The following is a 21,852-nucleotide window of genomic DNA, read 5'->3' as shown; positions in this document are numbered from 1 at the left end:
TCTATTTTTTTATTGGGTTTCCGAAAAATGGTGTTTGGTCATAAATTGCGTTCTGTTCCTCTTTTAACATCTGATTCCTTCGTATAGAATAGAAGGTATCCCAATGTAAAGTGTACTTTCATTATAAGACGTGGTGCGAATAGTGTATTCATGGCTTAATGAATTCAAAGTGAAGTTGAGGAGAACGAAATGAAAAAAGAAAATGTTGTTTCCATTGAAGAGCGTATTCCTAAATTAAAACAACACAGAAAAAAGAAGGCAAACCGCAGGCTGCTGTTTTTACTTTCTTTATTCTTACTCATGATATTATCGGTTGTATATTTTCAATCACCTCTTAGTCATGTGAAGGAAGTGACCGTACACGGAAATGAGCTTGTTTCAAGTAAGGCGGTTCTTCAAAAAAGTGGGATTAACAATGGAATGAATGTGTGGAGTGTAAACAAAGAGAAAACAGTAAATCAATTGAAGGAACTACCTGAAGTGAAGAATGCAACGGTGAAGCTTTCCTTTCCCAATTCTTATGAGGTTACGATTCAAGAATATAGTAAAAAAGCGTATCTCTCGAAGGGCAATAAATTTTTTGTCATTTTAGAAAATGGAAAGGTACTTGATAAAGGGACAGAGTCGATACCTGTCGATGCCCCTTTATTAAGAGGGTTCGAAGAAGATAAGGTTCTGCTCAAAATGGTGAAAGAATTAGGTGAGCTTCCGAAAGAAGTTCAGCACCTTATTTCAGAGATTAATCTTGTTCCAAAGAAAACGGACCAATATCACTTGACCCTATTTATGAATGATGGTTTCGAAGTGAGCGCGACCATAAGGAGTTTTTCAGAAAAGATGGTGCATTATCCTTCAATCGTCAGTCAATTAGATCCTTCAGTAAAAGGGATCATTGATTTAGAGGTAGGCTCATATTTCAGAGCATATGAAACGGAAGGTGAACAAAACGATGAAGAGGATGAAGGTGAGAGGTAAGCATGTTGTCCTCTCTCTTGTATGTTTAGTGTTGGGCTTCATCCTTGCATTTTCATTTAGTCTGGCCAATTCAGAACAAGCTGAACAGGGTAGTCGAACAAATGGCCAGTGGAAACAGGAAGAGGCATTAAGGGACCAGATCCTGGAGTTTCAACAGAAGAATAATAATCTTCAAGAAGATCTTTATGAGAAACAAGACAAGGTAGTCAATATGGAGAAGGAATTCTCTAAGGAGAAACAAATCTATTTTAACTTGGCAGAGGATGCTGAGAAGTATCGAATGTACCTAGGCAAAACCAAAGTGAAGGGACCCGGTGTGACCGTAACGCTGTCCGATGCTAAATACGACCCGGAGGAAGAGAACGCAAACAATTATATTGTCCATGAACATCATGTCTTTAAGGTGATCAATGAATTATATATTGCAGGGGCTTCTGCTGTTGCGATTAATGGACAAAGACTTAAGCATGATTCTTACATATTGTGTAATGGTCCGGTTATCCAGATTGATGGAATCGAATATCCTGCCCCGTTTAAAATTACGGCTATAGGGGATTCGGAAGTATTATCATCTGCTATGAATATAACAGGCGGGGTAAAAGATCAACTCGTCAATGATAATATCATTTTTGAAATGAAGAAAGAGAGTTCAGTTATTTTAGAACCCACCATCGGTGAATCATAAGCTTGTTCATTTTCCTTTGAACGAATAGCGCATTTGCCAAGTGCGGGTTAGATGTGAAAGTAAGGTGCACTAAATGGACAACAAACTTAAGCTTAGCTTTACCGTGATTACAATCATCATCGGGTTTATGATTGCGATTCAGTTCCAAACCGTCAAAGAACCTGTTGTCCGGGATACACGAGATATTTGGGAGCTGAGGGAAGCATTATTGAAAGAGAAAGAGGTTAATTCCAGTCTATATTCTGAAATGCGTTCGGTTGAGGCTAAGCTCGAACAATATAAGACAGAGCAGGCGTCCAGTCCCGAACAGGCATTAAAGCAAACGTGGGAGGAATTAAGGACTGAGATTGGTCTGACTGAGAAAACTGGCCCAGGTCTCATTTTAACAATTGAACCGGCCATGGAGGAAGTGCTTCTCGGCCAGAAGGTTCAGAATGTATCACCGGAGCTCTTGGAAAGACTGGTAAATGAATTGAATCTCTACGATGCAGTAGATATCTCGATAGATGATCATCGCCTAGTCAATACATCAGTCATCCGGGATATTAATGGGGAGACCAAAGTGGACGGAAATTCGATTAGGAAAATACCGTTTGAAGTAAAGGTGTTGACCAAAGATTTAAAAGCTGCAAAAGATCTCTATAGCCGAATGCAAGTTTCAAGGTCTGTGGAAGACTTCTTTATCGATAATCTACGAGTCACTATTTCCAAGCCTTTAGAAAAAGTGGTTGTACCACCATATAAAGAAACAATCCGTGTCCGCCTTATGGAACCGGTTAAAGAAAGAGGAGGGAACGATTAAATGTGGCTTCCCGTTTTAGGGTTGCTAGTAGGGGTCGTCTTGGGGCTTCTTACAGATATAAGAATACCAGAAGAGTACTCGAATTATTTATCGATCGCCGTTCTAGCAGCACTGGATACATTATTTGGCGGTATTCGTGCTCACCTCCAAAATATTTATGATGACAAGGTCTTTGTTTCTGGATTCTTTTTTAATATATTACTAGCAGCAAGTTTAGCTTTTCTAGGTGTACATCTTGGTGTAGACTTATACTTGGCGGCTGTGTTTGCTTTTGGAGTGAGATTATTCCAGAACATTGCAGTGATTAGAAGAATATTGATTAGTAATTGGTCAAATAATCAAGAAAAAAGAGAAAAAAATTAGAATTTTAAAAGGGAATCGTTTTTGTTACGACGAATATCATAATAAGATATACTTAGAATAATGTTTTTCTAGGATTGTTGTTCCAAACAAACATTCTTTAAGGAGGTGCCATAGAGTGAACAGCAATGAAATTTACGTTAGCCTAGACATCGGTACATCCACAGTGAAAGTGATCATTGGTGAAATGTCAAATGATTCCTTGAACATAATCGGTGTAGGGAATGTGAACTCAGAAGGAATCAGAAAAGGTTCCATCGTAGATATAGACGAAACTGTTCATACAATTAAGAAGGCAGTTGAACAAGCTGAAAGAATGGTTGGTTTATCAATAAGCCAGGTCATCGTAGGCATTACAGGAAACCATGTGTCCCTTCAATCTTGTCATGGAGTGGTAGCAGTATCGAGTGATAATCGAGAAATAGGCGATGAAGATGTTCTTAGAGTTATGGATGCGGCCCAGGTTGTATCTATTCCTCCAGAAAGAGAAATCATCAATGTAATCCCGAGACAGTTTATCGTTGATGGACTGGATGAGATTACGGATCCCCGTGGAATGATTGGTGTCCGATTGGAAATGGAAGGAACCATCATTACGGGATCAAAGACGATTTTACATAATACTCTCCGTTGTGTAGAAAAGGCAGGCCTTGAAATCGTAGATATCGTCCTCCAGCCTTTAGCTGCTGGTACGGTTGCTTTATCAAAAGATGAGAAGAGTCTTGGAGCTGCATTAATTGATATTGGAGGTGGCTCTACTACGATAGCGGTTTTTGAACAGGGTCACTTGAAAGCAACAACAGTACTGCCTGTAGGTGGAGAACATATTACGAAGGATTTATCTATCGGCTTACGTACATCAACGGACGATGCTGAAAAAATCAAGACCAAATATGGACATGCTTTTTATGATCATGCGTCAGAAGATGAAGTGTTCAGTGTACCAATTATTGGCAGCGATCAACATCAGCAATTTAATCAATTAGAAATTTCTGATATTATAGAAGCAAGGCTAGAAGAGATTTTAGACCTCATTAACCATGAACTGAAACGATTGGGGATTAGGGACCTCCCAGGTGGCTATGTGCTAACTGGTGGTGTAGCAAATCTCCCAGGTGTGTTAGAATTAGCACAAATCGTTTTCCAAAATCGTGTACGAGTGGCCATTCCGGATTATATCGGAGTGAGAGAGCCCCAGTATACGACTGCGGTTGGTTTAATCAAATACGCTCAAAAGAATGCTAGATTGCAAGGAAGATCCGTAAGTGCAGAACCAGTGCCTGTAGAGGCTGCTGAGAAGCGTCAATCTAAACCTGTAAATAAAAAGCCAAAGCCTGCAAAGGTTAAAGAAGAAGAACATGAAGATGAGAAGGCCATGTCAAAAGTGAAAAAGTTCTTTGGATACTTCTTTGAATAAATAAAGGAATCCATAGATTCGACGAGTTAGGAGGATTTGTCATGTTGGAGTTTGATACAAATTTAGATTCTTTAGCGACAATAAAAGTTATTGGTGTCGGTGGCGGAGGAAACAACGCTGTTAACCGCATGATCGAGCATGGTGTACAGGGTGTTGAATTTATCGCTGTAAATACCGATGCACAGGCTTTGAATCTATCAAAAGCCGAAATAAAAATGCAAATCGGTGGTAAATTAACTAGAGGGTTAGGCGCAGGTGCCAATCCTGAAGTTGGTAAAAAAGCTGCTGAAGAAAGTAAAGAACAGATTGAAGAAGCTCTTAGAGGAGCGGACATGGTCTTTGTTACCGCTGGAATGGGTGGAGGAACTGGGACTGGTGCAGCTCCTGTAATCGCTCAAATTGCTCGTGAAATTGGAGCATTGACCGTTGGGGTTGTGACACGACCATTCACATTTGAAGGCAGAAAGCGTTCTAATCAAGCAAGCGGTGGTATCGCTGCAATGAAAGAAGGAGTAGATACTCTTATCGTTATCCCAAATGATCGTCTTCTTGAGATTGTGGACAAGAGTACTCCGATGCTCGAAGCTTTCCGTGAAGCGGATAATGTGTTGAGACAAGGTGTACAGGGTATTTCAGATTTAATCGCTACTCCTGGTCTCATTAACCTGGACTTTGCTGATGTTAAGACAATCATGTCTAACAAAGGGTCTGCTTTAATGGGAATCGGTGCAGCATCTGGCGAAAACCGTGCGACGGAAGCCGCTAAAAAAGCTGTTTCAAGTCCCTTGCTAGAAACTTCCATTGATGGAGCACAAGGTGTCCTGATGAATATTACGGGAGGCACTTCATTAAGCCTTTATGAAGTTCAGGAGGCTGCTGACATTGTAGCTTCTGCTTCAGATCAAGAGGTCAACATGATCTTTGGTTCTGTCATTAACGAAGAGTTAAAAGATGATATCGTCGTCACCGTTATTGCAACCGGGTTCAATGAAGAGGTAATTCAGCCTCCAAAGCAAACAAGGCCTACATTTGGTGGAATGAAACCAAATCAAAGTCAGAATCCAAGCCAACATGTAAAACGTGAACAACCTAAGCGTGAAGAGCAACCTCAACAGCAAGAGCCGGTGAGAACCTCTTCAAATCAAGGTGCGGAAGAAACTCTGGACATTCCAACTTTCCTGCGCAACCGTAACCGCCGCCGATAAGAAGTAAAGCAGGTGCGGCTAGCTTAGCACGACAAACTTACCAAGGAAATCCCATCAGGCACTTTTTGCCTGGTGGGATTTTTTTATGCAATGATAGGACGTCAGTAGAGGCTATAAACCTATAAAAAAAAGAGCTCTCTACTTACTGGGCTAAGGTAAGGAAGAATCCTTAAGCTATCAGCCAGGAAAAACGAAAAAGGAAATTCCTTATACGAGATTAAGTCCACTACTGCACACTTCGAAAAATGCTATTTTCTAATCCTTTATTTATATTTGGCTGTATTCGTAAAGATTGTTGTTTTCTAACATAGGAACTGCCAAGGCTCTGTCAAAGAGTGTGTGCGATAGATGGTGAGGGGAACGGCTTCGCTTTCCGGCGGACGAACGGCCGAGCCTCCTCAGCTCACGCTTCCGGGGTCTCGGCACGCCCGTTTTTCCGCAGGAGTCTACGCCGTTCCCCTCACCATCCAATAAAGATGTCGTGACAGAGCTTAATAGTGACAAAAACGAATGCAACAGTAATTTAACTATTGAAACTAAAATCGATCACTGTACAGGTTGAAAATTGATATTTTCTAGAAGTGTTTGGTATTAGATTCATCATCATGCTTAGAAAGTTGATTGTAGCGGAAGGTGCTCGACTCCTGCGGGAATTGCGGGAAAGTTGAGACCCCGCAGGGCAAAGCCGGAGGAGGCTCAACTCACGCCCCGCGGAAAGCGAGCACCTGCAGCGGAAATCAACCACCACTCGCTACCTTCAATAGCAACAAAGTTTACGAAAAGAGCCTTATATTTAATCACTATGAAGGAACTCAGCGGTATTCAACCACTATTCGCTTTTTTTAAGCATAAATCCTACCGAATACAGCCTATGCACATATTCATGAATATTACAAAAAAATAATGACATATTTCGTTCTTATCTCTGAAAAGTTTTTCTATGAAGCATACAAAAAATGACAACCTTTTAAAGGGTATGTAGGATATACTTCTGATAAGTCATTCCCATCGTAAGAATAAAAGATTGAGACAAGAAACATAGACTAGGTGAAGTTTCAAAAGGAGGGTAGAGATTGGCTTTATATCTGGATGTCATCTGGTTGTTAAATCTGTTAGTAGACTTTTTCTTGCTATGGTTTACAGGGATCATCTTAAAGAGACAATATGCCTTCTGGAGAATTGGAATGGGGAGTTTAATAGGATCAATTATTATTCTCCTTGCATTTTCACCTTATGCACATATTACTGGAAACCCATTTATTAAATTATTATTTTCCATTTTCATGGTGTATTCAGCCTTTGGTTATAGAAGATTACGCTATTATTTATCAAATCTTCTGATGTTTTATTTTGTTACCTTCTTTACAGGGGGGATATTGATTGGGTCTCATTATTTTATTCGTTTTGATCCCAGTGCAGAATCATCGGTTATATTAGCTAATATTCGGGGGTTTGGTGATCCGATAAGCTGGATATTCATTATGCTTGCGTTGCCGATTGCCTGGTATTTTTCAAAAGGGAGATTGGATAGTATTGAGCACGTGAAGCTCCAATACGACCAACTCCTGAAAGTAAGCATCAAGATTGAAGATTATCATTGGACTGTTACCGGCCTTGTAGACAGCGGGAATCAGCTCCAGGACCCCATCTCCAAAAGCCCTGTGATGATCCTATCGATTGCTGAATTAGAAGGGAGTATTCCGTCTGAAGTAAAGGCATTATGCCATGATGTTGATGATATTTTTTCAGGAGAGAAAAGCATTGATACACGCTGGACTGATCGACTGCGAATCGTTCCTGCACAATCGGTAGGCAGAAAGAGTCAGCTTCTAGCTGCTATCAAACCGGATTCATTGGTGTTGATGGATCATGAATCAGAATGGAATATCCCAAACGGATTAATTGCCTTTCGGGAAGAACCATTTTCAGCTGATGGAAATTTTCAAGCAATCGTTCATCCGAAAATGGCTTCACGGAAACCGGTACTGAACGTTTCGTAGTTCAATTATAACTACTATACTCACAATTTAAAGAAATAGAAGGGGGAGCAACAATGAAAAAGTTCAAATTTAAATTTTTATACTATTGGTACAAACTCTTAATCAAGCTTGGACTAAAGACAGATGAAATTTACTACATAGGTGGTAGTGAAGCCCTTCCCCCTCCGTTGACGAAAGAGGAAGAGGAAGTACTACTCAACAAATTGCCTAATGGGGACAAAGCGGCCCGTTCTTTACTGATTGAGCGTAACTTAAGGCTTGTAGTGTATATCGCCAGAAAGTTTGAAAATACAGGAATCAATATAGAAGATCTGATCAGCATTGGAACGATTGGTCTCATTAAAGCAGTTAACACCTTCAACCCTGAGAAAAAAATCAAATTAGCCACATATGCTTCGAGATGTATAGAAAATGAGATCCTAATGTATTTGAGAAGAAATAACAAGATTCGTTCAGAAGTCTCCTTTGATGAACCACTTAATATTGACTGGGATGGGAACGAATTGCTACTGTCTGATGTACTTGGAACCGATGAAGATATTATTACAAAAGACCTAGAAGCTACTGTTGATAAAAAATTGCTCTTTAATGCGTTACATCAGCTTTCAGACCGTGAAAAACAAATCATGGAGCTTCGTTTCGGTTTAATGGGAGAAGAAGAAAAAACACAGAAGGATGTAGCGGATATGCTAGGGATCTCCCAGTCTTATATCTCCCGGTTAGAAAAGCGGATTATAAAACGTTTAAAGAAAGAATTTAATAAAATGGTTTAATAATGTGAAGGCTGATCTTTTCAATCGAAAAGATCAGCCTTTTACGTTTACAGCAATTTCCGAATAAATTTTCTCTGATTTATCCAGATAACGTAAGGGGTTTGGGATGAATTGACCACAACTTGTTCGAATGAAATGCATATTTTTCCTCTTCAAGGAAATACTGAATTTTGTACAGCAGCTCCTACAAGGAGGGGAAAGAATGACACGTAATAAAGTCGAGATTTGTGGTGTAGATACTTCCAAATTACCTGTTCTCAAAAATGATGAAATGAGAATATTATTCAAAGAATTGCAAGCAGGCGACATTAGTGCAAGAGAAAAGCTTGTAAATGGAAATTTACGCCTCGTCTTAAGTGTAATTCAACGCTTTAATAACCGTGGTGAGTATGTTGATGATTTATTTCAAGTAGGGTGCATCGGATTAATGAAATCCATCGATAACTTCGATTTGGGTCAGAATGTTCGATTCTCTACATACGCGGTTCCAATGATCATTGGGGAGATCCGTCGATATTTAAGGGACAACAACCCAATAAGAGTATCACGTTCCTTGCGCGATATTGCCTACAAGGCTCTCCAAGTAAGGGAAAAATTAATGGGAGAAACATCAAAGGAACCGACTGCAGAAGAAATAGCAAAAGTACTTGATGTGTCCCATGAAGAAATTGTATTTGCTTTAGATGCCATACAGGATCCTGTTTCATTGTTTGAACCCATTTATAATGATGGGGGAGATCCAATATTCGTGATGGATCAACTGAGCGACGAAAAGAACCGTGACTTCCATTGGATAGAAGAAATTGCGCTTCAAGAAGGAATGAGACGATTAAATGATCGTGAAAAACTCATTATCAGTAAACGATTCTTTCAAGGAAAAACACAAATGGAAGTCGCTGACGAAATCGGCATCTCTCAAGCGCAAGTTTCAAGACTGGAAAAAGCAGCAATCAAACAAATGAACAAAAATATTCAATAAGAAACGAAATGACCTCGAGGGACTAGCCGCCGGAGATGGAGAAACGAAAAGCGGAGGGTTTTGCCCATAGGCGACAAGTAATGTAGGTGAATAAAAGAAAAGAAAGGCAGATCATCCTCACAGAAGGTCTGCCTTTCTTTTTGTTGCATACACTTATAGTATAAACAGGTTAAATAGGTGAGGGATATGTCAATAGACCATCACCATTTTTATATACAATATGAACAACAAGAAACGAGGGCGATTGATATGGTACGCATATCTGAATTTCAGGTGAAAGATGTCGTCAGTATTTCAGACGGAAGAAAATTAGGTAATATTGGGGACATTGAGATTAACTTGGATACAGGCAGAATTGATGCAATTGTGATTGGTAGCGGAGGGAAAATATTGGGTTTTTTTGGCAAGGAAGAAGATATTGTGATTCCGTGGAGCAGCATTGTGAAAATTGGCGAAGATGTTATTCTTGTAAGATATAAAGATAGTCATTATATACAAGGACAATTACAGGAGCCGAAACAATCTCCCGATACATGACGGCTCTTAAAGGACTATGGTACACTAATTAAAAAAAGAAGGAGATTCAACGTGTCCAAAGAACCTTTTGTTAAAGAGACAGAATCTTATTATTCCATTGATCCATGGCAAACAGAAAGCCAAGGGTTGGTCGCTGGGATTACATCAAGATGGGGTGGTGTTAGTGTATCACCATTCGAATCTTTCAATATGGGATTACATGTAGGTGATGAAGAAGCGGCAGTAAATCATAACCGTCAATTACTTGCTTCTCGCTTAAACATGCCTGTCGAAAACTGGGTGGCAGCTGAACAGACTCATAGAAATAATATTTTCATTCCAGGGACAACAGACGCAGGAAAAGGTGCAAAGAATTATGAAAGCAGCATTAAAGATACTGACGGCCTTATAACACGGGAAGAAAGAATACTGTTAACCATGTGTTATGCAGACTGTGTCCCCCTTTATTTCCTGGACAGGATGACGGGAATGATTGGATTAGCGCATGCTGGATGGAAAGGAACAGTCCTTGAAATAGGTCCAAAAATGGTCGAATCATTTAGGGGAAATGGGTCTCAGGTATCTTCACTAGAGGTGGTCATCGGACCATCCATATGTAAAGAATGCTACGTTGTAGATGACTATGTAATCGATAAAGTGAAAAAAACACTAGAAGATGAAAACAACTTACCCTATAATTTAATAGAAGAGGGACAATACCAGCTGGACTTAAAGGAAATAAATAAGCGTCTATTAGTTCAGTGTGGGCTGAACACGAATCAAATTTACACTTCTGGTTTTTGTTCATCCTGTCAAGATGATTTCTTCTCCTATAGAAGAGATGGTGGGAAGACAGGGAGAATAATGAGTTATATTGGCTGGAAGGAGAAAAAAGATGAAAGTAATTGAAAACTTTAAAATCATCCAAGATAACATTAAGACTGCCTGTGATCGCAGTGGTAGATTTTCTGAAGATATACGTGTTGTTGCAGTCACGAAATATGTATCGACTGAACGAGCTGAAGAAGCGCTAGAAGCTGGCCTCGACCACCTAGGTGAAAACAGGGATGAAGGGCTTGCTGAAAAATGGGAGATACTGAAGGACAAGCCTCACTGGCATTTCATCGGATCTCTACAAACGAGAAAAGTAAAAAACATCATAGATAAAGTATCGTACATACACTCCCTTGACCGTCTGTCATTAGCGAAAGAAATTCACAAAAGAGCTGACAAGCCCATTGCTTGTTTCGTACAGGTAAATGTTTCTGGAGAAGAATCGAAACATGGTTTATCTCCTGATAAAGTGATCGAATTCATTGGGAATATAAAAGAATTCACCAATATTAGGGTCGTTGGATTAATGACGATGGCCCCACATACAGACGATGAAATGTTCTTACGGACCTGTTTTCGCCAGTTGAAAACGATTCAGGAGGAAGTATGCTCCCTACACCTTTCACATGCACCATGTACAGAATTATCCATGGGTATGAGCAATGATTATATGATTGCGATTGAAGAAGGGGCTACGTGCATTCGTATTGGAACTGCATTAGTTGGAAATGACTGAAAGGGGATGAATACAAATGGGCATAAAATCAAAGTTTAAAACATTCTTTTTGCTCGATGAAGATGAATACGATTATGATGAAGAGCAATATGAAGAAGAATTTGAGGAGAAAAAGCCTATGAAGTCACAATCGGTGGCGGGTTCTAAACAAAATGTTGTGAGTCTGCAGAGTGTTCAAAAGTCATCTAAGGTGATTCTTGTGGAACCAAGGGTATATGCTGAAGCTCAGGAAATTGCAGATCACTTGAAGAATAGGCGCTCTGTCCTTGTGAACTTACAGCGAATTCAGCATGACCAAGCAAAGAGGATTGTCGATTTCCTTAGCGGGACGGTTTATGCAATCGGCGGTGATATTCAGAGGGTAGGGGATAATATTTTCCTATGCACCCCTGACAATGTAGAAGTAAGCGGGAATATCTCTGAATTTTTAAAAGAGGAAGATCTATCAGATTCGAGGTGGTAATGTAAATTATGGTATTGCTCTATGAAATTTTATCAAAACTAATTCAAATTTACTCCTGGGCATTAATCATTTATATTTTGATGTCATGGTTTCCCAGTGCAAGAGAAACATCGATCGGTCAGTTCCTGGTAAAAATTTGCGAACCGTATTTAGAACCGTTCAGACGTATTGTCCCATCGATCGGTATGATCGATATTTCACCAATTGTGGCTTTCATTGTGTTGAACCTGGCCCAAAATGGTTTATACCAATTGTTTAGATGGCTTATTTAATGGTGAATGAAGTAATCCAGATTAACATGGAAGAACTGAAACCGGATTGAACAGTTTCAGTTCTTTTATTTTGTAATGAGAGTCAGAACAAATACTTTAAGCAAAGAGGGGTGTGCATATGTCTTCAATCCATCAACACTTCAGACCGGACGAGAAAGAGTTTGTGGACGCGGTATTGGAATGGAAACTGAACGTAGAAAACCAATATTCGGCGAAGCGCACGGACTTCTTAGATCCGAGACAGCAACATATTGTTGAATCAATTATTGGACATAACGATGAAATCCTCCTTTCCTTTTATCCGGAAAATGCTGAACGGAAAAGAGCTTTATTGTATCCCTCCTATTTCCAGCCCGAGGAAGAAGATTTTGGAATTAGGCTTTTTGAAATACAGTATCCGTCCAAGTTTGTTACAATAGAACATAGGCAAGTATTAGGGACTCTTATGTCATTAGGTTTGAAAAGGGAAAAATTCGGGGATATCATATCCGAGAACGATACCATTCAACTTTTGCTAGCTGAAGAAATTTCAGAATACGTTCGCATGGAACTCACACAGATAGGTAAGGCGAAGATTTCGTTAAAGGATCTTCATCTTAAAGAAAGAATCGAAAGTCATGAACAATGGCAGGATAAAGTCACAACCGTAAGTTCCCTACGGCTGGATGTGGTACTTGCCTCCATTTATAATGATTCCCGTCAAAAGGCTCAAACCTTGATTAAAAGCAATCATGTGAAAGTTAACTGGAAACCCGTCGAAAATGCCTCATTTGAAGTGGAAGCAGGGGATGTAATTTCAGCAAGAGGGTACGGAAGAAGCAAGTTATTGTCTATTGAAGGAAGAACAAAACGAGATAAATGGCGAATTTCTGTAGGAATACTGAAATAATTTAAGAAAAATAAAGGAATTCCCCCACATGCTGTCGAAATTTTAGTTATAATAAATATGTAATTCACCAAGTACTGGAGGTGGCTCCCATGCCTTTAACGCCATTAGACATACATAATAAGGAATTTAGTCGTGGCTTTCGTGGTTATGATGAGGACGATGTTAACGAATTTTTAGATCAAATTATTAAAGATTACGAAATCCTTATTCGTGAGAAGAAAGAAACGGAAGAGCGTTTAAACTCTTTGAATGAACGTTTAGGTCATTTTACGAGCATCGAGGAAACGTTAAACAAGTCAATCGTCATCGCTCAAGAAGCAGGGGAAGAAGTTAAACGCAATGCTATGAAAGAGTCCAAGTTAATTATCAGAGAAGCTGAAAAGAACGCAGATCGAATCGTGAACGAATCGTTGTCTAAAGCTCGGAAGATTGCCATTGAAATCGAAGAGCTCAAAAAACAGTCAAAAGTGTTCAGAACCCGTTTTAAAATGTTGATTGAAGCTCAGCTTGATCTCCTTGATACAAACGACTGGGAACAGTTAATGGAATTCGATTTGGATGCGACAGATTTAAAAACTTTAAAAGAAGAAGAGACATTGTCTTGACGAAAAGAGTAATACTTTCATATAATTGAACAACAATCTTAAATTGTCATTTACAAGGCTAAGACAGGGACAGTACGTAGTTATAATGAATCCTTTCTAGCGAGTCGGGGACGGTGTGAGCTCGACAAGGAACACAAGTGCGGAATATCACCCTCGAGCCCTATTCATGAAATTCTTTGCGGATAGTAATGAATAGCGTCTTATTCACGTTACGAATCTTAACGAGTGAAGATCGGCAGCGATCTTTATGAGGGTGGTACCGCGGGAAAAGCTTTCTCGTCCCTTTTCAGGGATGAGAAAGCTTTTTTTTATTTCAATGAGTAATGGTCTGATTAAGAAGTGAATGATTTAGAAAAGCTGGCAATAAAGAGAAACGTCTAGGAGGATGAAATCATGGAATACAAAGATACATTACTGATGCCCAAAACTGAATTTCCGATGAGAGGAAATTTACCGAAGCGCGAACCAGATACACAGAAGAAATGGGAAGAGATGAATATTTATCAAAAGGTACAGGAAAGAACGAGTGATCGTCCTTTGTTCGTGCTGCATGATGGACCTCCATATGCGAATGGGAACATCCATATCGGTCACGCGTTAAATAAAATCCTTAAGGACTTCATTGTCCGATATAAATCCATGAGTGGATTTCGTGCACCTTATGTGCCAGGTTGGGATACACATGGTCTACCAATCGAGCAAGCGTTAACGAATAAAGGCGTGAAACGTAAAGAGATGACGACAGCTGAGTTCCGTAAATTATGTGAGGAATATGCTTATGAGCAAGTTGACAACCAACGGACACAGTTCAAACAACTTGGAGTTCGTGGTGATTGGGAAAACCCTTATATCACATTAAAGCCCGAATATGAAGCGCAACAGATTAAAGTTTTCGGAGATATGGCGAAAAAAGGCTATATCTACAAAGGGAAAAAGCCGGTCTATTGGTCACCTTCTAGTGAATCTGCCCTGGCTGAAGCGGAAATCGAGTATCAGGATAAGCGATCTCCGTCTATCTATGTAGGCTTTGCTGTTTCAGAAGGAAAGGGGATCCTTCAGGAAGGCACCCAGTTAGTGATCTGGACGACAACTCCTTGGACGATTCCTGCCAATCTTGGAATTGCTGTTCACGGAGATTTGAACTATGTCGTTGTCAACGTGAAAGAAAATAGCTATGTCGTTGCAGAAGAATTGCTTGAAGATGTAGCTCAAAATCTTGAATGGGAAGACTATTCGGTTTCCAAAAAAGTAAAAGGTGCTGAACTTGAGCATATCGTAGCGAAACACCCACTATATGACCGGGAATCACTTGTTGTCCTTGGAGAGCATGTGACGACAGATTCAGGTACAGGTTGTGTTCATACAGCACCTGGACATGGTGAGGATGACTTCCTTGTAGGAAAGAAATACGGACTGGATGTATTATGTCCAGTAGACGATAAAGGGGTTATGACTTCTGAGGCTCCAGGATTTGAAGGCTTATTCTATGACAAAGCGAATAAACCAATTACCGAAAAGCTTCAAGAAGCAGGAGCATTATTAAAGCTAAACTTTATTACCCATTCATATCCACATGATTGGCGTACGAAAAAACCTGTAATTTTCAGAGCTACGGCTCAGTGGTTTGCGTCCATTGACAAATTCCGTAAAGTACTACTAGAAGCTGTAAATGAGACGAAGTGGTTACCTGCATGGGGCGAAACACGCCTTTACAATATGGTAAGAGACCGTGGTGACTGGTGTATTTCACGTCAACGTGCCTGGGGTGTACCAATCCCTGTGTTTTATGCAGAAAATGGCCAAGAGATCATCACCGATGAAACAATCGAGCATGTATCAAAGCTCTTCCGAGAGCAAGGGTCGAATATTTGGTTTGAAAAAGAAGCGAAAGATCTGCTACCGGAAGGATTCACTCATGAGGGAAGTCCAAATGGTAAGTTCACCAAAGAACAGGATATTATGGATGTATGGTTTGACTCAGGTTCTTCACATCAGGCAGTGCTAGAGGAAAGAGACGACTTAAAACGTCCAGCAGATTTGTATTTGGAAGGCTCAGATCAATATCGAGGATGGTTTAACTCTTCTTTGACAACAGGTGTAGCTGTAACCGGGAAAGCTCCCTATAAAGGCGTACTAAGTCACGGCTTTGCTCTTGATGGTGATGGAAGAAAGATGAGTAAATCATTGGGCAATGTAGTTGTTCCTGAAAAAGTCATGAAACAACTCGGTGCAGATATTCTTCGTCTTTGGGTAGCATCAGTTGATTACCAGGCAGATGTCCGGGTATCAGATCCAATCCTGAAGCAAGTAGCTGAAGTGTATCGCAAAATCCGTAACACTTTCCGTTTCTTACTAGGGAACCTTTCCGATTTTGATCCAAGTACCAATGCTGTATCCTTTGATCAATTAAGAGAAGTGGATCAATTTATGCTAGTGAAGCTAAATGATCTTGTGAAGAATGTGAAAAATTCTTATGATAAATATGAATTTGCAAGCATCTATCACGCAGTGAATAACTTCTGTACATTGGATTTAAGCTCTTTCTACTTGGACTTTGCGAAAGACGTTCTTTATATTGAGTCAGAAGATCATTACGAGCGCCGGGCAATTCAGACTGTGCTATATGAATGTTTATTGGCACTTACGAAACTAATGTCTCCAATTCTCTCTCATACAGCCGACGAAGTATGGGCATATATCCCTGGAGTTGAAGGGGAAAGTGTTCAACTGACCGATATGCCTGATGTCCAGGAATTGGAAAATGCTGGTGAGCTTCAGAAGAAATGGAATGCATTCCTGGAATTAAGAGATGATGTATTAAAAGCCCTCGAGGAAGCTCGGAATCAGAAGATGATCGGTAAATCGTTAACGGCTAAAGTGACCCTTTACGTAAATGATGAAACAAGAGCGTTACTCGGTTCTATCAAAGAAGATCTAAAGCAATTGTTCATAGTCTCCGCATTTGAAATCGGTGGAGAAGTGAACGAGGCACCAGAAAATGCTTTAAGCCTCGGTGAAAATAATATTGTCGTTGAAAAAGCTGAAGGTGAAACATGCGATCGCTGCTGGATTGTCACAACTACAGTAGGCGAGGATAATGAACATCCGACGCTTTGCACACGTTGTGCATCTGTTGTGAAAGAAAGCTATTCTCACTTAGCATAATGTTAAAAAGGGTGACTCCTATAGTGGGTCACCCTTTTTCATGTTCTATACGTGAACTTTTCTAATTCCATAATTGCTATATCTTGCAACACAATTTTCACGTGCATTTCCTCCATACTATAAATGGAGGGATCAAGATGACATATGACCGATACACATCCATTGTAGAAGACCTGATTACATCCTTGAAAGAGCTAGAGGCTAGTGAATCTCAACATCCTTTAATTCAACAGTATATAGATAAAGAAATTACAGAAGTGAAACAAGCATTGATGCGTGTAAGAGATAATCAATACGGCTTCTGTGAGATGAGTGGGGAAGAAATCCCATTTGATTTCATGAAGATGAATCCTACCTGTGCGACTCTCGATGAGGCATTAGAGTGGAGGCGGTTTGGGAAAATCTCATCTTATTCATAAATCCTTGAACACTTATTCCCTCGTTCTTCTCCGGTTTAAGTGTCTTTCTTTCCCCTTTTGTGCTAAAATGCAAAGGTAATCATTTAACGATGTTCGGAGGTTACCTTTGTGTATTATTATTTAGTGGCTTTGGTTGTGATTGGACTCGATCAATTAACAAAATGGTTGGTTGTGAAACGAATGGCAGAGGGAGAAAGTATCACGATGATTGACAATGTCTTTTATCTCACTTCTCATCGAAATCAAGGTGCAGCATGGGGAATACTCCAAGGGCAAATGTGGTTTTTTTACATTATTACATTAGTAGTGATTGTAGGTATCGTGTATTATATGCAAGTCCATGCAAAAGGGCATTCATTGTTTAGCTTAAGTTTGGCCTTTATGCTTGGTGGAGCGATTGGAAACTTTATTGACCGTGTCTTCAGAAAAGAAGTGGTTGATTTCTTAAATACATACATCTTTTCCTATGATTTCCCAATCTTTAATATTGCAGATGCAGCTTTAACGATTGGAGTGGCGTTGTTACTAATTTACATGTATTTAGACGAACGAAAAGCAAAGAAGGAGAACAAAAATGGAAGTAATTCAGCACAACATACAGCAGGAAGACCAGGGAGAACGAATTGATAAGGTCGTAAGTCAATTGAATAAGGAATGGTCCCGTTCCCAGGTTCAACAATGGATTAAAGAAGGTCATGTTAAGGTAAACGAAGAGTCGGTCAAGCCTAACTTTAAGTGCCCGATGAATGCAGTGATCACGGTTTCGATCCCGGAGCCGGAAGAATTGGATGTAGAGCCTGAAAACCTGAATCTTGACATTGCTTATGAAGATGGGGATGTCATCGTTGTGAATAAACCGAAAGGGATGGTGGTTCATCCTGCACCGGGGCATTATTCAGGCACAATGGTCAATGGGTTGATGCATCATTGTAAAGATCTATCAGGCATTAATGGAGTTCTTCGACCGGGAATTGTCCACCGGATCGATAAGGATACATCCGGGTTATTGATGGTAGCCAAGAATGATTTGGCTCATGAGCATCTGGTGAATCAATTGGTGGAGAAATCTGTAACAAGAAAATATACGGCCATCGTACATGGTCTGATTCCCCACGAATACGGCACGATTGATGCTCCGATTGGAAGAGACCCTAAAGACCGTCAAAGTATGTCTGTTGTGGATAACGGCAAACAAGCGGTCACTCATTTCAAAGTCTTGGATCGATATAAGGATTTTACGTTGGTTGAGTGTGAATTGGAGACTGGTAGAACCCATCAGATCCGTGTTCATATGAAATACATCGGTTTTCCACTTGCTGGTGATCCGAAGTATGGCCCACGCAAAACATTGAGTATTGAAGGACAAGCCCTTCATGCGGGAGTATTAGGATTTGTTCATCCAAGAACGGAAGAATACGTGGAGTTTCATGCAGAGCTGCCAGAGGAGTTCACGAAACTCGTAACACACTTGGAAAATAATCGTTGACAAATTTCGACTTGAGCCTTATCATGTAGTTAATCGAATAAGTAACCTTTAATACGGTCCCGTGAGGCTGAGAAGGAGCAAAGTACGACCAAACTCTTTGGCGTGCAATCAGATTATAACGATAACTGTGCCCTCTCATCTCTACGGTGAGAGGGATTTTTTATATTAAAAACAAGAAGACGAGGTGGCGTAAATGACAAAGAAAGCAACAGTACTGGATCAACCCGCCATTCGAAGAGCTCTGACAAGGATCGCTCACGAAATCATCGAACGGAACAAAGGAATTGAAGATTGTATCCTTGTAGGTATTAAAACAAGAGGCATATACATCGCGAACCGATTGGCAGAGAGAATTCACGCCATTGAAGGAGAAGAGATTCCCGTAGGTGAGATCGACATCACACTTTACCGGGATGATCTAACAAAGAAGACAGAGGATCATGAACCGGAAGTGAAAGGATCGAATCTGCCGGTGGATATTACAAATAAGAAAGTCATTTTGGTAGACGACGTCTTATTTACAGGAAGAACGGTCAGGGCAGGATTGGATGCCTTAATGGACCTTGGAAGACCAAGCCAGATTCAACTTGCCGTACTGGTCGACCGAGGACATAGAGAGCTTCCGATACGAGCAGACTTCGTCGGGAAAAACATCCCGACATCAGGTTCGGAAAAAATCATGGTGGCTTTAACAGAAGTTGATCAGGAAGATATAGTAAGCATACACGAAAAAGAATAACGGAAGTCCTTTTAAGATTGGTCCCGTGAGGCTGACAAAGGATGGGAATGAAGGTAGCAACCAGACCTTCTTGTACCCTCTTTGTGCCCTCTTTTGGACAAAGAGGGTTTTTTTATGGGGAAATTTGGGTATTAGAGGTGGAAACATATATGAATCAAAATAAGCAAATCGTTTTAGATGTAGAGGAAGTACCGAAAATAGGTAAATGGATAATTCTTAGCATTCAACACTTATTCGCCATGTTTGGAGCAACGGTTTTAGTTCCATTCTTAGTAGGGCTGAGCCCTGGGGTGGCCTTGGTTTCAAGCGGACTAGGAACGCTTGCTTATCTTTTAATTACGAAGGGGAGAATTCCAGCTTACTTAGGGTCATCATTTGCATTCATTGCTCCGATTCTTGCAGCTAAGAGCTTTGGAGGACCGGAAGCAGCCATGATGGGAAGCTTCCTAGCTGGAATTGTTTACGGAATCGTCGCTTTACTCATATCAAAGCTGGGATTGAAATGGCTCGTGCGAATCCTTCCTCCTATAGTAGTGGGACCCGTGATCATGGTCATCGGATTGGGGTTGGCAGGAACGGCTGTGAATATGGCCATGTATGAAAATCCCGGTGCAGAACAATTGGTTTACAGTAATACACACTTTATGGTCGCCTTAGCCACATTAGGGATCACTGTAATCTGTTCGATCTACTTCAAGGGAATTCTCGGAATGGTGCCAATATTGGCTGGTATTATTGGAGGATACATCATCGCGGTTTTCGCAGGACTTGTGAATTTTCAACAGGTAATCGAGGCGCCTTTCCTACAGGTGCCGGACTTCTTTGTCCCATTTGTTGACTACACGCCAAGCTTCTCATGGGAAATTGTCTCCATCATGGTCCCGGTTGCCCTTGTCACTTTAGCAGAGCATACGGGAGATCAGATGGTGTTAAGTAAAGTGGTAGGACGAAACTTCATTGAAAAGCCAGGCCTTCATCGTTCCATTCTTGGAGACGGAGTAGCAACCGTGATTGCTTCCTTCCTTGGGGGACCTCCTAATACAACGTATGGTGAAAATATCGGCGTGTTAGCCATAACCCGTGTCTTCAGTGTATTCGTCATCGGTGGAGCCGCTGTCCTCGCTATTATGTTCGGATTTGTCGGAAAGATAACCGCATTGATCGGATCGATTCCATCTGCCGTCATGGGTGGTGTATCCATCCTGCTTTTCGGTATCATCGCCTCAAGCGGACTGCGGATGTTGATTGATAACAAAGTGGATTTGGGTAACAAGCGTAACTTAGTCATCTCCAGTGTCATTCTGGTGATCGGAGTGGGAGGAGCTTTCGTAAAGGTGAACGAACATGTTTCCTTATCTGGTATGGCTCTGGCAGCAATCGTAGGCGTCTTTCTTAACCTGGTGTTACCAGGCAGAGAAGAGTCGGAAGGGGAAAATAACCTATTTGAAGAAGAAAATACAAAACAGCATGATGTTGCATAGAACCACCTTTTAACATGGTCCAGAGAGTCTAAGAAGGGTGAATTTGAACAAGACAGGTAGGGAGAGGACTCTCCCACTGTCCCTGTTGACATGTTCAAAAACACCCTGTCAGGAAAATGACGGGGTGTTTTTTTTGAAAGTTGAGAGAAGAAAGGGTTGTCCCGTGATGAAGAGCTTGTTGACAATGAATGATTTATCAAATGAAGAAATCATAGAAATTTTAGATGCAGCCGAACGTTTTAAAGAGGGGGAAACGTGGAAGGATGGCTCAACTAAATATGTAGCTAATCTTTTCTTCGAGGCAAGTACCCGGACGAAATGCAGTTTTGAAATGGCAGAAAGGAAGCTTGGGCTCGAGGTCATTCCATTTGAAGCTCAAACGTCAAGCGTTCAAAAAGGGGAAACCCTATATGACACAGTGAAAACACTAGAAAGTATCGGAGTTGAAACTGTGGTCATACGCCATTCGCTTGAACGTTACTTTGATGAATTGGCAACACTCAACATAAGCGTGATCAACGGTGGTGATGGTTGTGGGAATCATCCTACTCAATGCTTGTTAGACCTACTAACCATACGTCAGGAGTTTGGGGGATTTGAAGGATTGAAGGTATCCATTATTGGAGACATCGCCCATAGCCGTGTTGCCAGGTCCAATGCAGATGCTTTAACAAAACTGGGTGCAGAAGTCAATTTCTCAGGACCAAGAGAATGGTTCCCTTTACAAGATAGACATCAATATATGCCAGTAGATAAGTGTATGACAGATTCTGATGTGATCATGCTGCTTCGAATACAGCATGAGCGCCACGGTAGTACATCCTCCCTGACGAAAGAAGAATATCATGAACGCTTTGGCTTAACGGAGAATCGAAAAGCAAGAATGAAACAATCCGGCATCATCCTTCATCCAGCACCGGTCAATCGAGGAGTCGAACTGGCAGATTCATTGGTGGAATGCGATCAATCAAGAATCTTTAAGCAGATGGAAAATGGAGTATACGTTAGAATGGCTGTGCTAAAAAGAGCACTTGAAATTAACTAACTAGGA

23 protein-coding genes and 1 other annotated feature are annotated in these 21,852 nt (G+C 40.7%); all 23 genes read left to right on the top strand.

The window, feature by feature from the left end; all coding sequences use genetic code 11:
* Positions 1-189: 189 nt before the first annotated feature.
* Positions 190-975: a cell division protein FtsQ/DivIB gene (locus FGG79_RS07100; protein ID WP_138777014.1), complete on the top strand. Its 786-nt coding sequence runs from the start codon at positions 190-192 to the stop codon at positions 973-975.
* The gene (locus FGG79_RS07095; protein ID WP_240794209.1) at positions 950-1,660 is read left to right on the top strand and encodes a DUF881 domain-containing protein; all 711 of its coding nucleotides are present in this window, start codon (positions 950-952) and stop codon (positions 1,658-1,660) included. Before FGG79_RS07100 ends, FGG79_RS07095 begins: the two co-directional genes overlap by 26 nt.
* Before the next feature lie 73 nt (positions 1,661-1,733).
* Positions 1,734-2,462, top strand: coding sequence for a DUF881 domain-containing protein (locus FGG79_RS07090; protein ID WP_138777012.1), 729 nt, complete (start codon positions 1,734-1,736; stop codon positions 2,460-2,462).
* Positions 2,463-2,825, top strand: coding sequence for a small basic family protein (locus tag FGG79_RS07085; protein ID WP_138777011.1), 363 nt, complete (start codon positions 2,463-2,465; stop codon positions 2,823-2,825).
* Positions 2,826-2,940: 115 nt separating this feature from the next.
* Complete coding sequence (gene ftsA, locus FGG79_RS07080; RefSeq protein ID WP_138777010.1) at positions 2,941-4,239, top strand: cell division protein FtsA; 1,299 nt, start codon at positions 2,941-2,943, stop codon at positions 4,237-4,239.
* 41 nt (positions 4,240-4,280) lie between these two features.
* Positions 4,281-5,444 carry a cell division protein FtsZ gene (gene ftsZ / locus FGG79_RS07075; RefSeq protein ID WP_138777009.1) on the top strand — a complete coding sequence of 388 codons (1,164 nt, stop codon included), beginning with the start codon at positions 4,281-4,283 and terminating at the stop codon, positions 5,442-5,444.
* A gap of 1,073 nt (positions 5,445-6,517) precedes the next feature.
* Positions 6,518-7,444, top strand: coding sequence for a sigma-E processing peptidase SpoIIGA (spoIIGA, locus tag FGG79_RS07065; RefSeq protein ID WP_138777008.1), 927 nt, complete (start codon positions 6,518-6,520; stop codon positions 7,442-7,444).
* Positions 7,445-7,497: 53 nt separating this feature from the next.
* Positions 7,498-8,217 carry an RNA polymerase sporulation sigma factor SigE gene (sigE, locus tag FGG79_RS07060; RefSeq protein WP_044337469.1) on the top strand — a complete coding sequence of 240 codons (720 nt, stop codon included), beginning with the start codon at positions 7,498-7,500 and terminating at the stop codon, positions 8,215-8,217.
* A 202-nt stretch (positions 8,218-8,419) separates the two neighbouring features.
* Positions 8,420-9,196, top strand: a complete 777-nt coding sequence (gene sigG / locus FGG79_RS07055; RefSeq protein ID WP_138777007.1) for an RNA polymerase sporulation sigma factor SigG — start codon at positions 8,420-8,422, stop codon at positions 9,194-9,196.
* A 249-nt stretch (positions 9,197-9,445) separates the two neighbouring features.
* Entirely contained in the window at positions 9,446-9,733 is a 288-nt protein-coding gene (locus FGG79_RS07050) for a YlmC/YmxH family sporulation protein (RefSeq protein ID WP_138777650.1), read from the top strand.
* A 51-nt stretch (positions 9,734-9,784) separates the two neighbouring features.
* Positions 9,785-10,621, top strand: coding sequence for a peptidoglycan editing factor PgeF (pgeF, locus tag FGG79_RS07045; protein WP_138777006.1), 837 nt, complete (start codon positions 9,785-9,787; stop codon positions 10,619-10,621).
* Complete coding sequence (locus FGG79_RS07040) at positions 10,608-11,282, top strand: YggS family pyridoxal phosphate-dependent enzyme (protein WP_138777005.1); 675 nt, start codon at positions 10,608-10,610, stop codon at positions 11,280-11,282. The genes pgeF and FGG79_RS07040 overlap by 14 nt, the downstream gene beginning before the upstream one ends.
* 16 nt (positions 11,283-11,298) lie before the next feature.
* Positions 11,299-11,745: a cell division protein SepF gene (locus FGG79_RS07035; protein WP_138777004.1), complete on the top strand. Its 447-nt coding sequence runs from the start codon at positions 11,299-11,301 to the stop codon at positions 11,743-11,745.
* Positions 11,746-11,753: 8 nt separating this feature from the next.
* Complete coding sequence (locus tag FGG79_RS07030) at positions 11,754-12,017, top strand: YggT family protein (RefSeq protein ID WP_138777003.1); 264 nt, start codon at positions 11,754-11,756, stop codon at positions 12,015-12,017.
* A gap of 118 nt (positions 12,018-12,135) precedes the next feature.
* The gene (locus tag FGG79_RS07025; protein WP_138777002.1) at positions 12,136-12,906 is read left to right on the top strand and encodes a YlmH family RNA-binding protein; all 771 of its coding nucleotides are present in this window, start codon (positions 12,136-12,138) and stop codon (positions 12,904-12,906) included.
* Between the two features lie 89 nt (positions 12,907-12,995).
* The gene (locus tag FGG79_RS07020) at positions 12,996-13,511 is read left to right on the top strand and encodes a DivIVA domain-containing protein (protein WP_138777001.1); all 516 of its coding nucleotides are present in this window, start codon (positions 12,996-12,998) and stop codon (positions 13,509-13,511) included.
* A gap of 51 nt (positions 13,512-13,562) precedes the next feature.
* Positions 13,563-13,798: a binding site (T-box leader), on the top strand.
* A 106-nt stretch (positions 13,799-13,904) separates the two neighbouring features.
* Positions 13,905-16,676, top strand: a complete 2,772-nt coding sequence (gene ileS, locus FGG79_RS07015; protein WP_138777000.1) for an isoleucine--tRNA ligase — start codon at positions 13,905-13,907, stop codon at positions 16,674-16,676.
* Between the two features lie 137 nt (positions 16,677-16,813).
* Positions 16,814-17,095 carry a hypothetical protein gene (locus tag FGG79_RS07010; protein ID WP_138776999.1) on the top strand — a complete coding sequence of 94 codons (282 nt, stop codon included), beginning with the start codon at positions 16,814-16,816 and terminating at the stop codon, positions 17,093-17,095.
* A 108-nt stretch (positions 17,096-17,203) separates the two neighbouring features.
* Positions 17,204-17,722 carry a signal peptidase II gene (gene lspA / locus FGG79_RS07005; RefSeq protein WP_138776998.1) on the top strand — a complete coding sequence of 173 codons (519 nt, stop codon included), beginning with the start codon at positions 17,204-17,206 and terminating at the stop codon, positions 17,720-17,722.
* Positions 17,670-18,581, top strand: coding sequence for an RluA family pseudouridine synthase (locus tag FGG79_RS07000; RefSeq protein ID WP_138776997.1), 912 nt, complete (start codon positions 17,670-17,672; stop codon positions 18,579-18,581). The genes lspA and FGG79_RS07000 overlap by 53 nt, the downstream gene beginning before the upstream one ends.
* Before the next feature lie 193 nt (positions 18,582-18,774).
* On the top strand, positions 18,775-19,320 hold the full coding sequence (gene pyrR / locus FGG79_RS06995) for a bifunctional pyr operon transcriptional regulator/uracil phosphoribosyltransferase PyrR (protein ID WP_138776996.1): 546 nt from the start codon (positions 18,775-18,777) through the stop codon (positions 19,318-19,320).
* A 149-nt stretch (positions 19,321-19,469) separates the two neighbouring features.
* On the top strand, positions 19,470-20,801 hold the full coding sequence (locus FGG79_RS06990) for a uracil-xanthine permease family protein (RefSeq protein ID WP_138776995.1): 1,332 nt from the start codon (positions 19,470-19,472) through the stop codon (positions 20,799-20,801).
* Between the two features lie 166 nt (positions 20,802-20,967).
* Positions 20,968-21,846, top strand: a complete 879-nt coding sequence (locus FGG79_RS06985) for an aspartate carbamoyltransferase catalytic subunit (RefSeq protein WP_138777648.1) — start codon at positions 20,968-20,970, stop codon at positions 21,844-21,846.
* Positions 21,847-21,852: the final 6 nt, after the last annotated feature.

It is taken from the genome of Bacillus sp. BHET2 (assembly GCF_005938125.1).
GTDB lineage: Bacteria > Bacillota > Bacilli > Bacillales > Bacillaceae_B > Rossellomorea.
This window is presented reverse-complemented; position numbering and strand designations above follow the sequence as displayed.

Bases quoted from the DNA above. Each gene is read 5' to 3' on its own strand.
- FGG79_RS07100 (WP_138777014.1), top strand. From the start codon at position 190: ATGAAAAAAGAAAATGTTGTTTCCATTGAAGAGCGTATTCCTAAATTA.
- FGG79_RS07095 (WP_240794209.1), top strand. From the start codon at position 950: ATGAAGAGGATGAAGGTGAGAGGTAAGCATGTTGTCCTCTCTCTTGTA.
- FGG79_RS07090 (WP_138777012.1), top strand. From the start codon at position 1,734: ATGGACAACAAACTTAAGCTTAGCTTTACCGTGATTACAATCATCATC.
- FGG79_RS07085 (WP_138777011.1), top strand. From the start codon at position 2,463: ATGTGGCTTCCCGTTTTAGGGTTGCTAGTAGGGGTCGTCTTGGGGCTT.
- ftsZ (WP_138777009.1), top strand. From the start codon at position 4,281: ATGTTGGAGTTTGATACAAATTTAGATTCTTTAGCGACAATAAAAGTT.
- sigE (WP_044337469.1), top strand. From the start codon at position 7,498: ATGAAAAAGTTCAAATTTAAATTTTTATACTATTGGTACAAACTCTTA.
- sigG (WP_138777007.1), top strand. From the start codon at position 8,420: ATGACACGTAATAAAGTCGAGATTTGTGGTGTAGATACTTCCAAATTA.
- FGG79_RS07050 (WP_138777650.1), top strand. From the start codon at position 9,446: ATGGTACGCATATCTGAATTTCAGGTGAAAGATGTCGTCAGTATTTCA.
- FGG79_RS07040 (WP_138777005.1), top strand. From the start codon at position 10,608: ATGAAAGTAATTGAAAACTTTAAAATCATCCAAGATAACATTAAGACT.
- FGG79_RS07035 (WP_138777004.1), top strand. From the start codon at position 11,299: ATGGGCATAAAATCAAAGTTTAAAACATTCTTTTTGCTCGATGAAGAT.
- FGG79_RS07030 (WP_138777003.1), top strand. From the start codon at position 11,754: ATGGTATTGCTCTATGAAATTTTATCAAAACTAATTCAAATTTACTCC.
- FGG79_RS07025 (WP_138777002.1), top strand. From the start codon at position 12,136: ATGTCTTCAATCCATCAACACTTCAGACCGGACGAGAAAGAGTTTGTG.
- FGG79_RS07020 (WP_138777001.1), top strand. From the start codon at position 12,996: ATGCCTTTAACGCCATTAGACATACATAATAAGGAATTTAGTCGTGGC.
- ileS (WP_138777000.1), top strand. From the start codon at position 13,905: ATGGAATACAAAGATACATTACTGATGCCCAAAACTGAATTTCCGATG.
- FGG79_RS07010 (WP_138776999.1), top strand. From the start codon at position 16,814: ATGACATATGACCGATACACATCCATTGTAGAAGACCTGATTACATCC.
- FGG79_RS07000 (WP_138776997.1), top strand. From the start codon at position 17,670: ATGGAAGTAATTCAGCACAACATACAGCAGGAAGACCAGGGAGAACGA.
- pyrR (WP_138776996.1), top strand. From the start codon at position 18,775: ATGACAAAGAAAGCAACAGTACTGGATCAACCCGCCATTCGAAGAGCT.
- FGG79_RS06990 (WP_138776995.1), top strand. From the start codon at position 19,470: ATGAATCAAAATAAGCAAATCGTTTTAGATGTAGAGGAAGTACCGAAA.
- FGG79_RS06985 (WP_138777648.1), top strand. From the start codon at position 20,968: ATGAAGAGCTTGTTGACAATGAATGATTTATCAAATGAAGAAATCATA.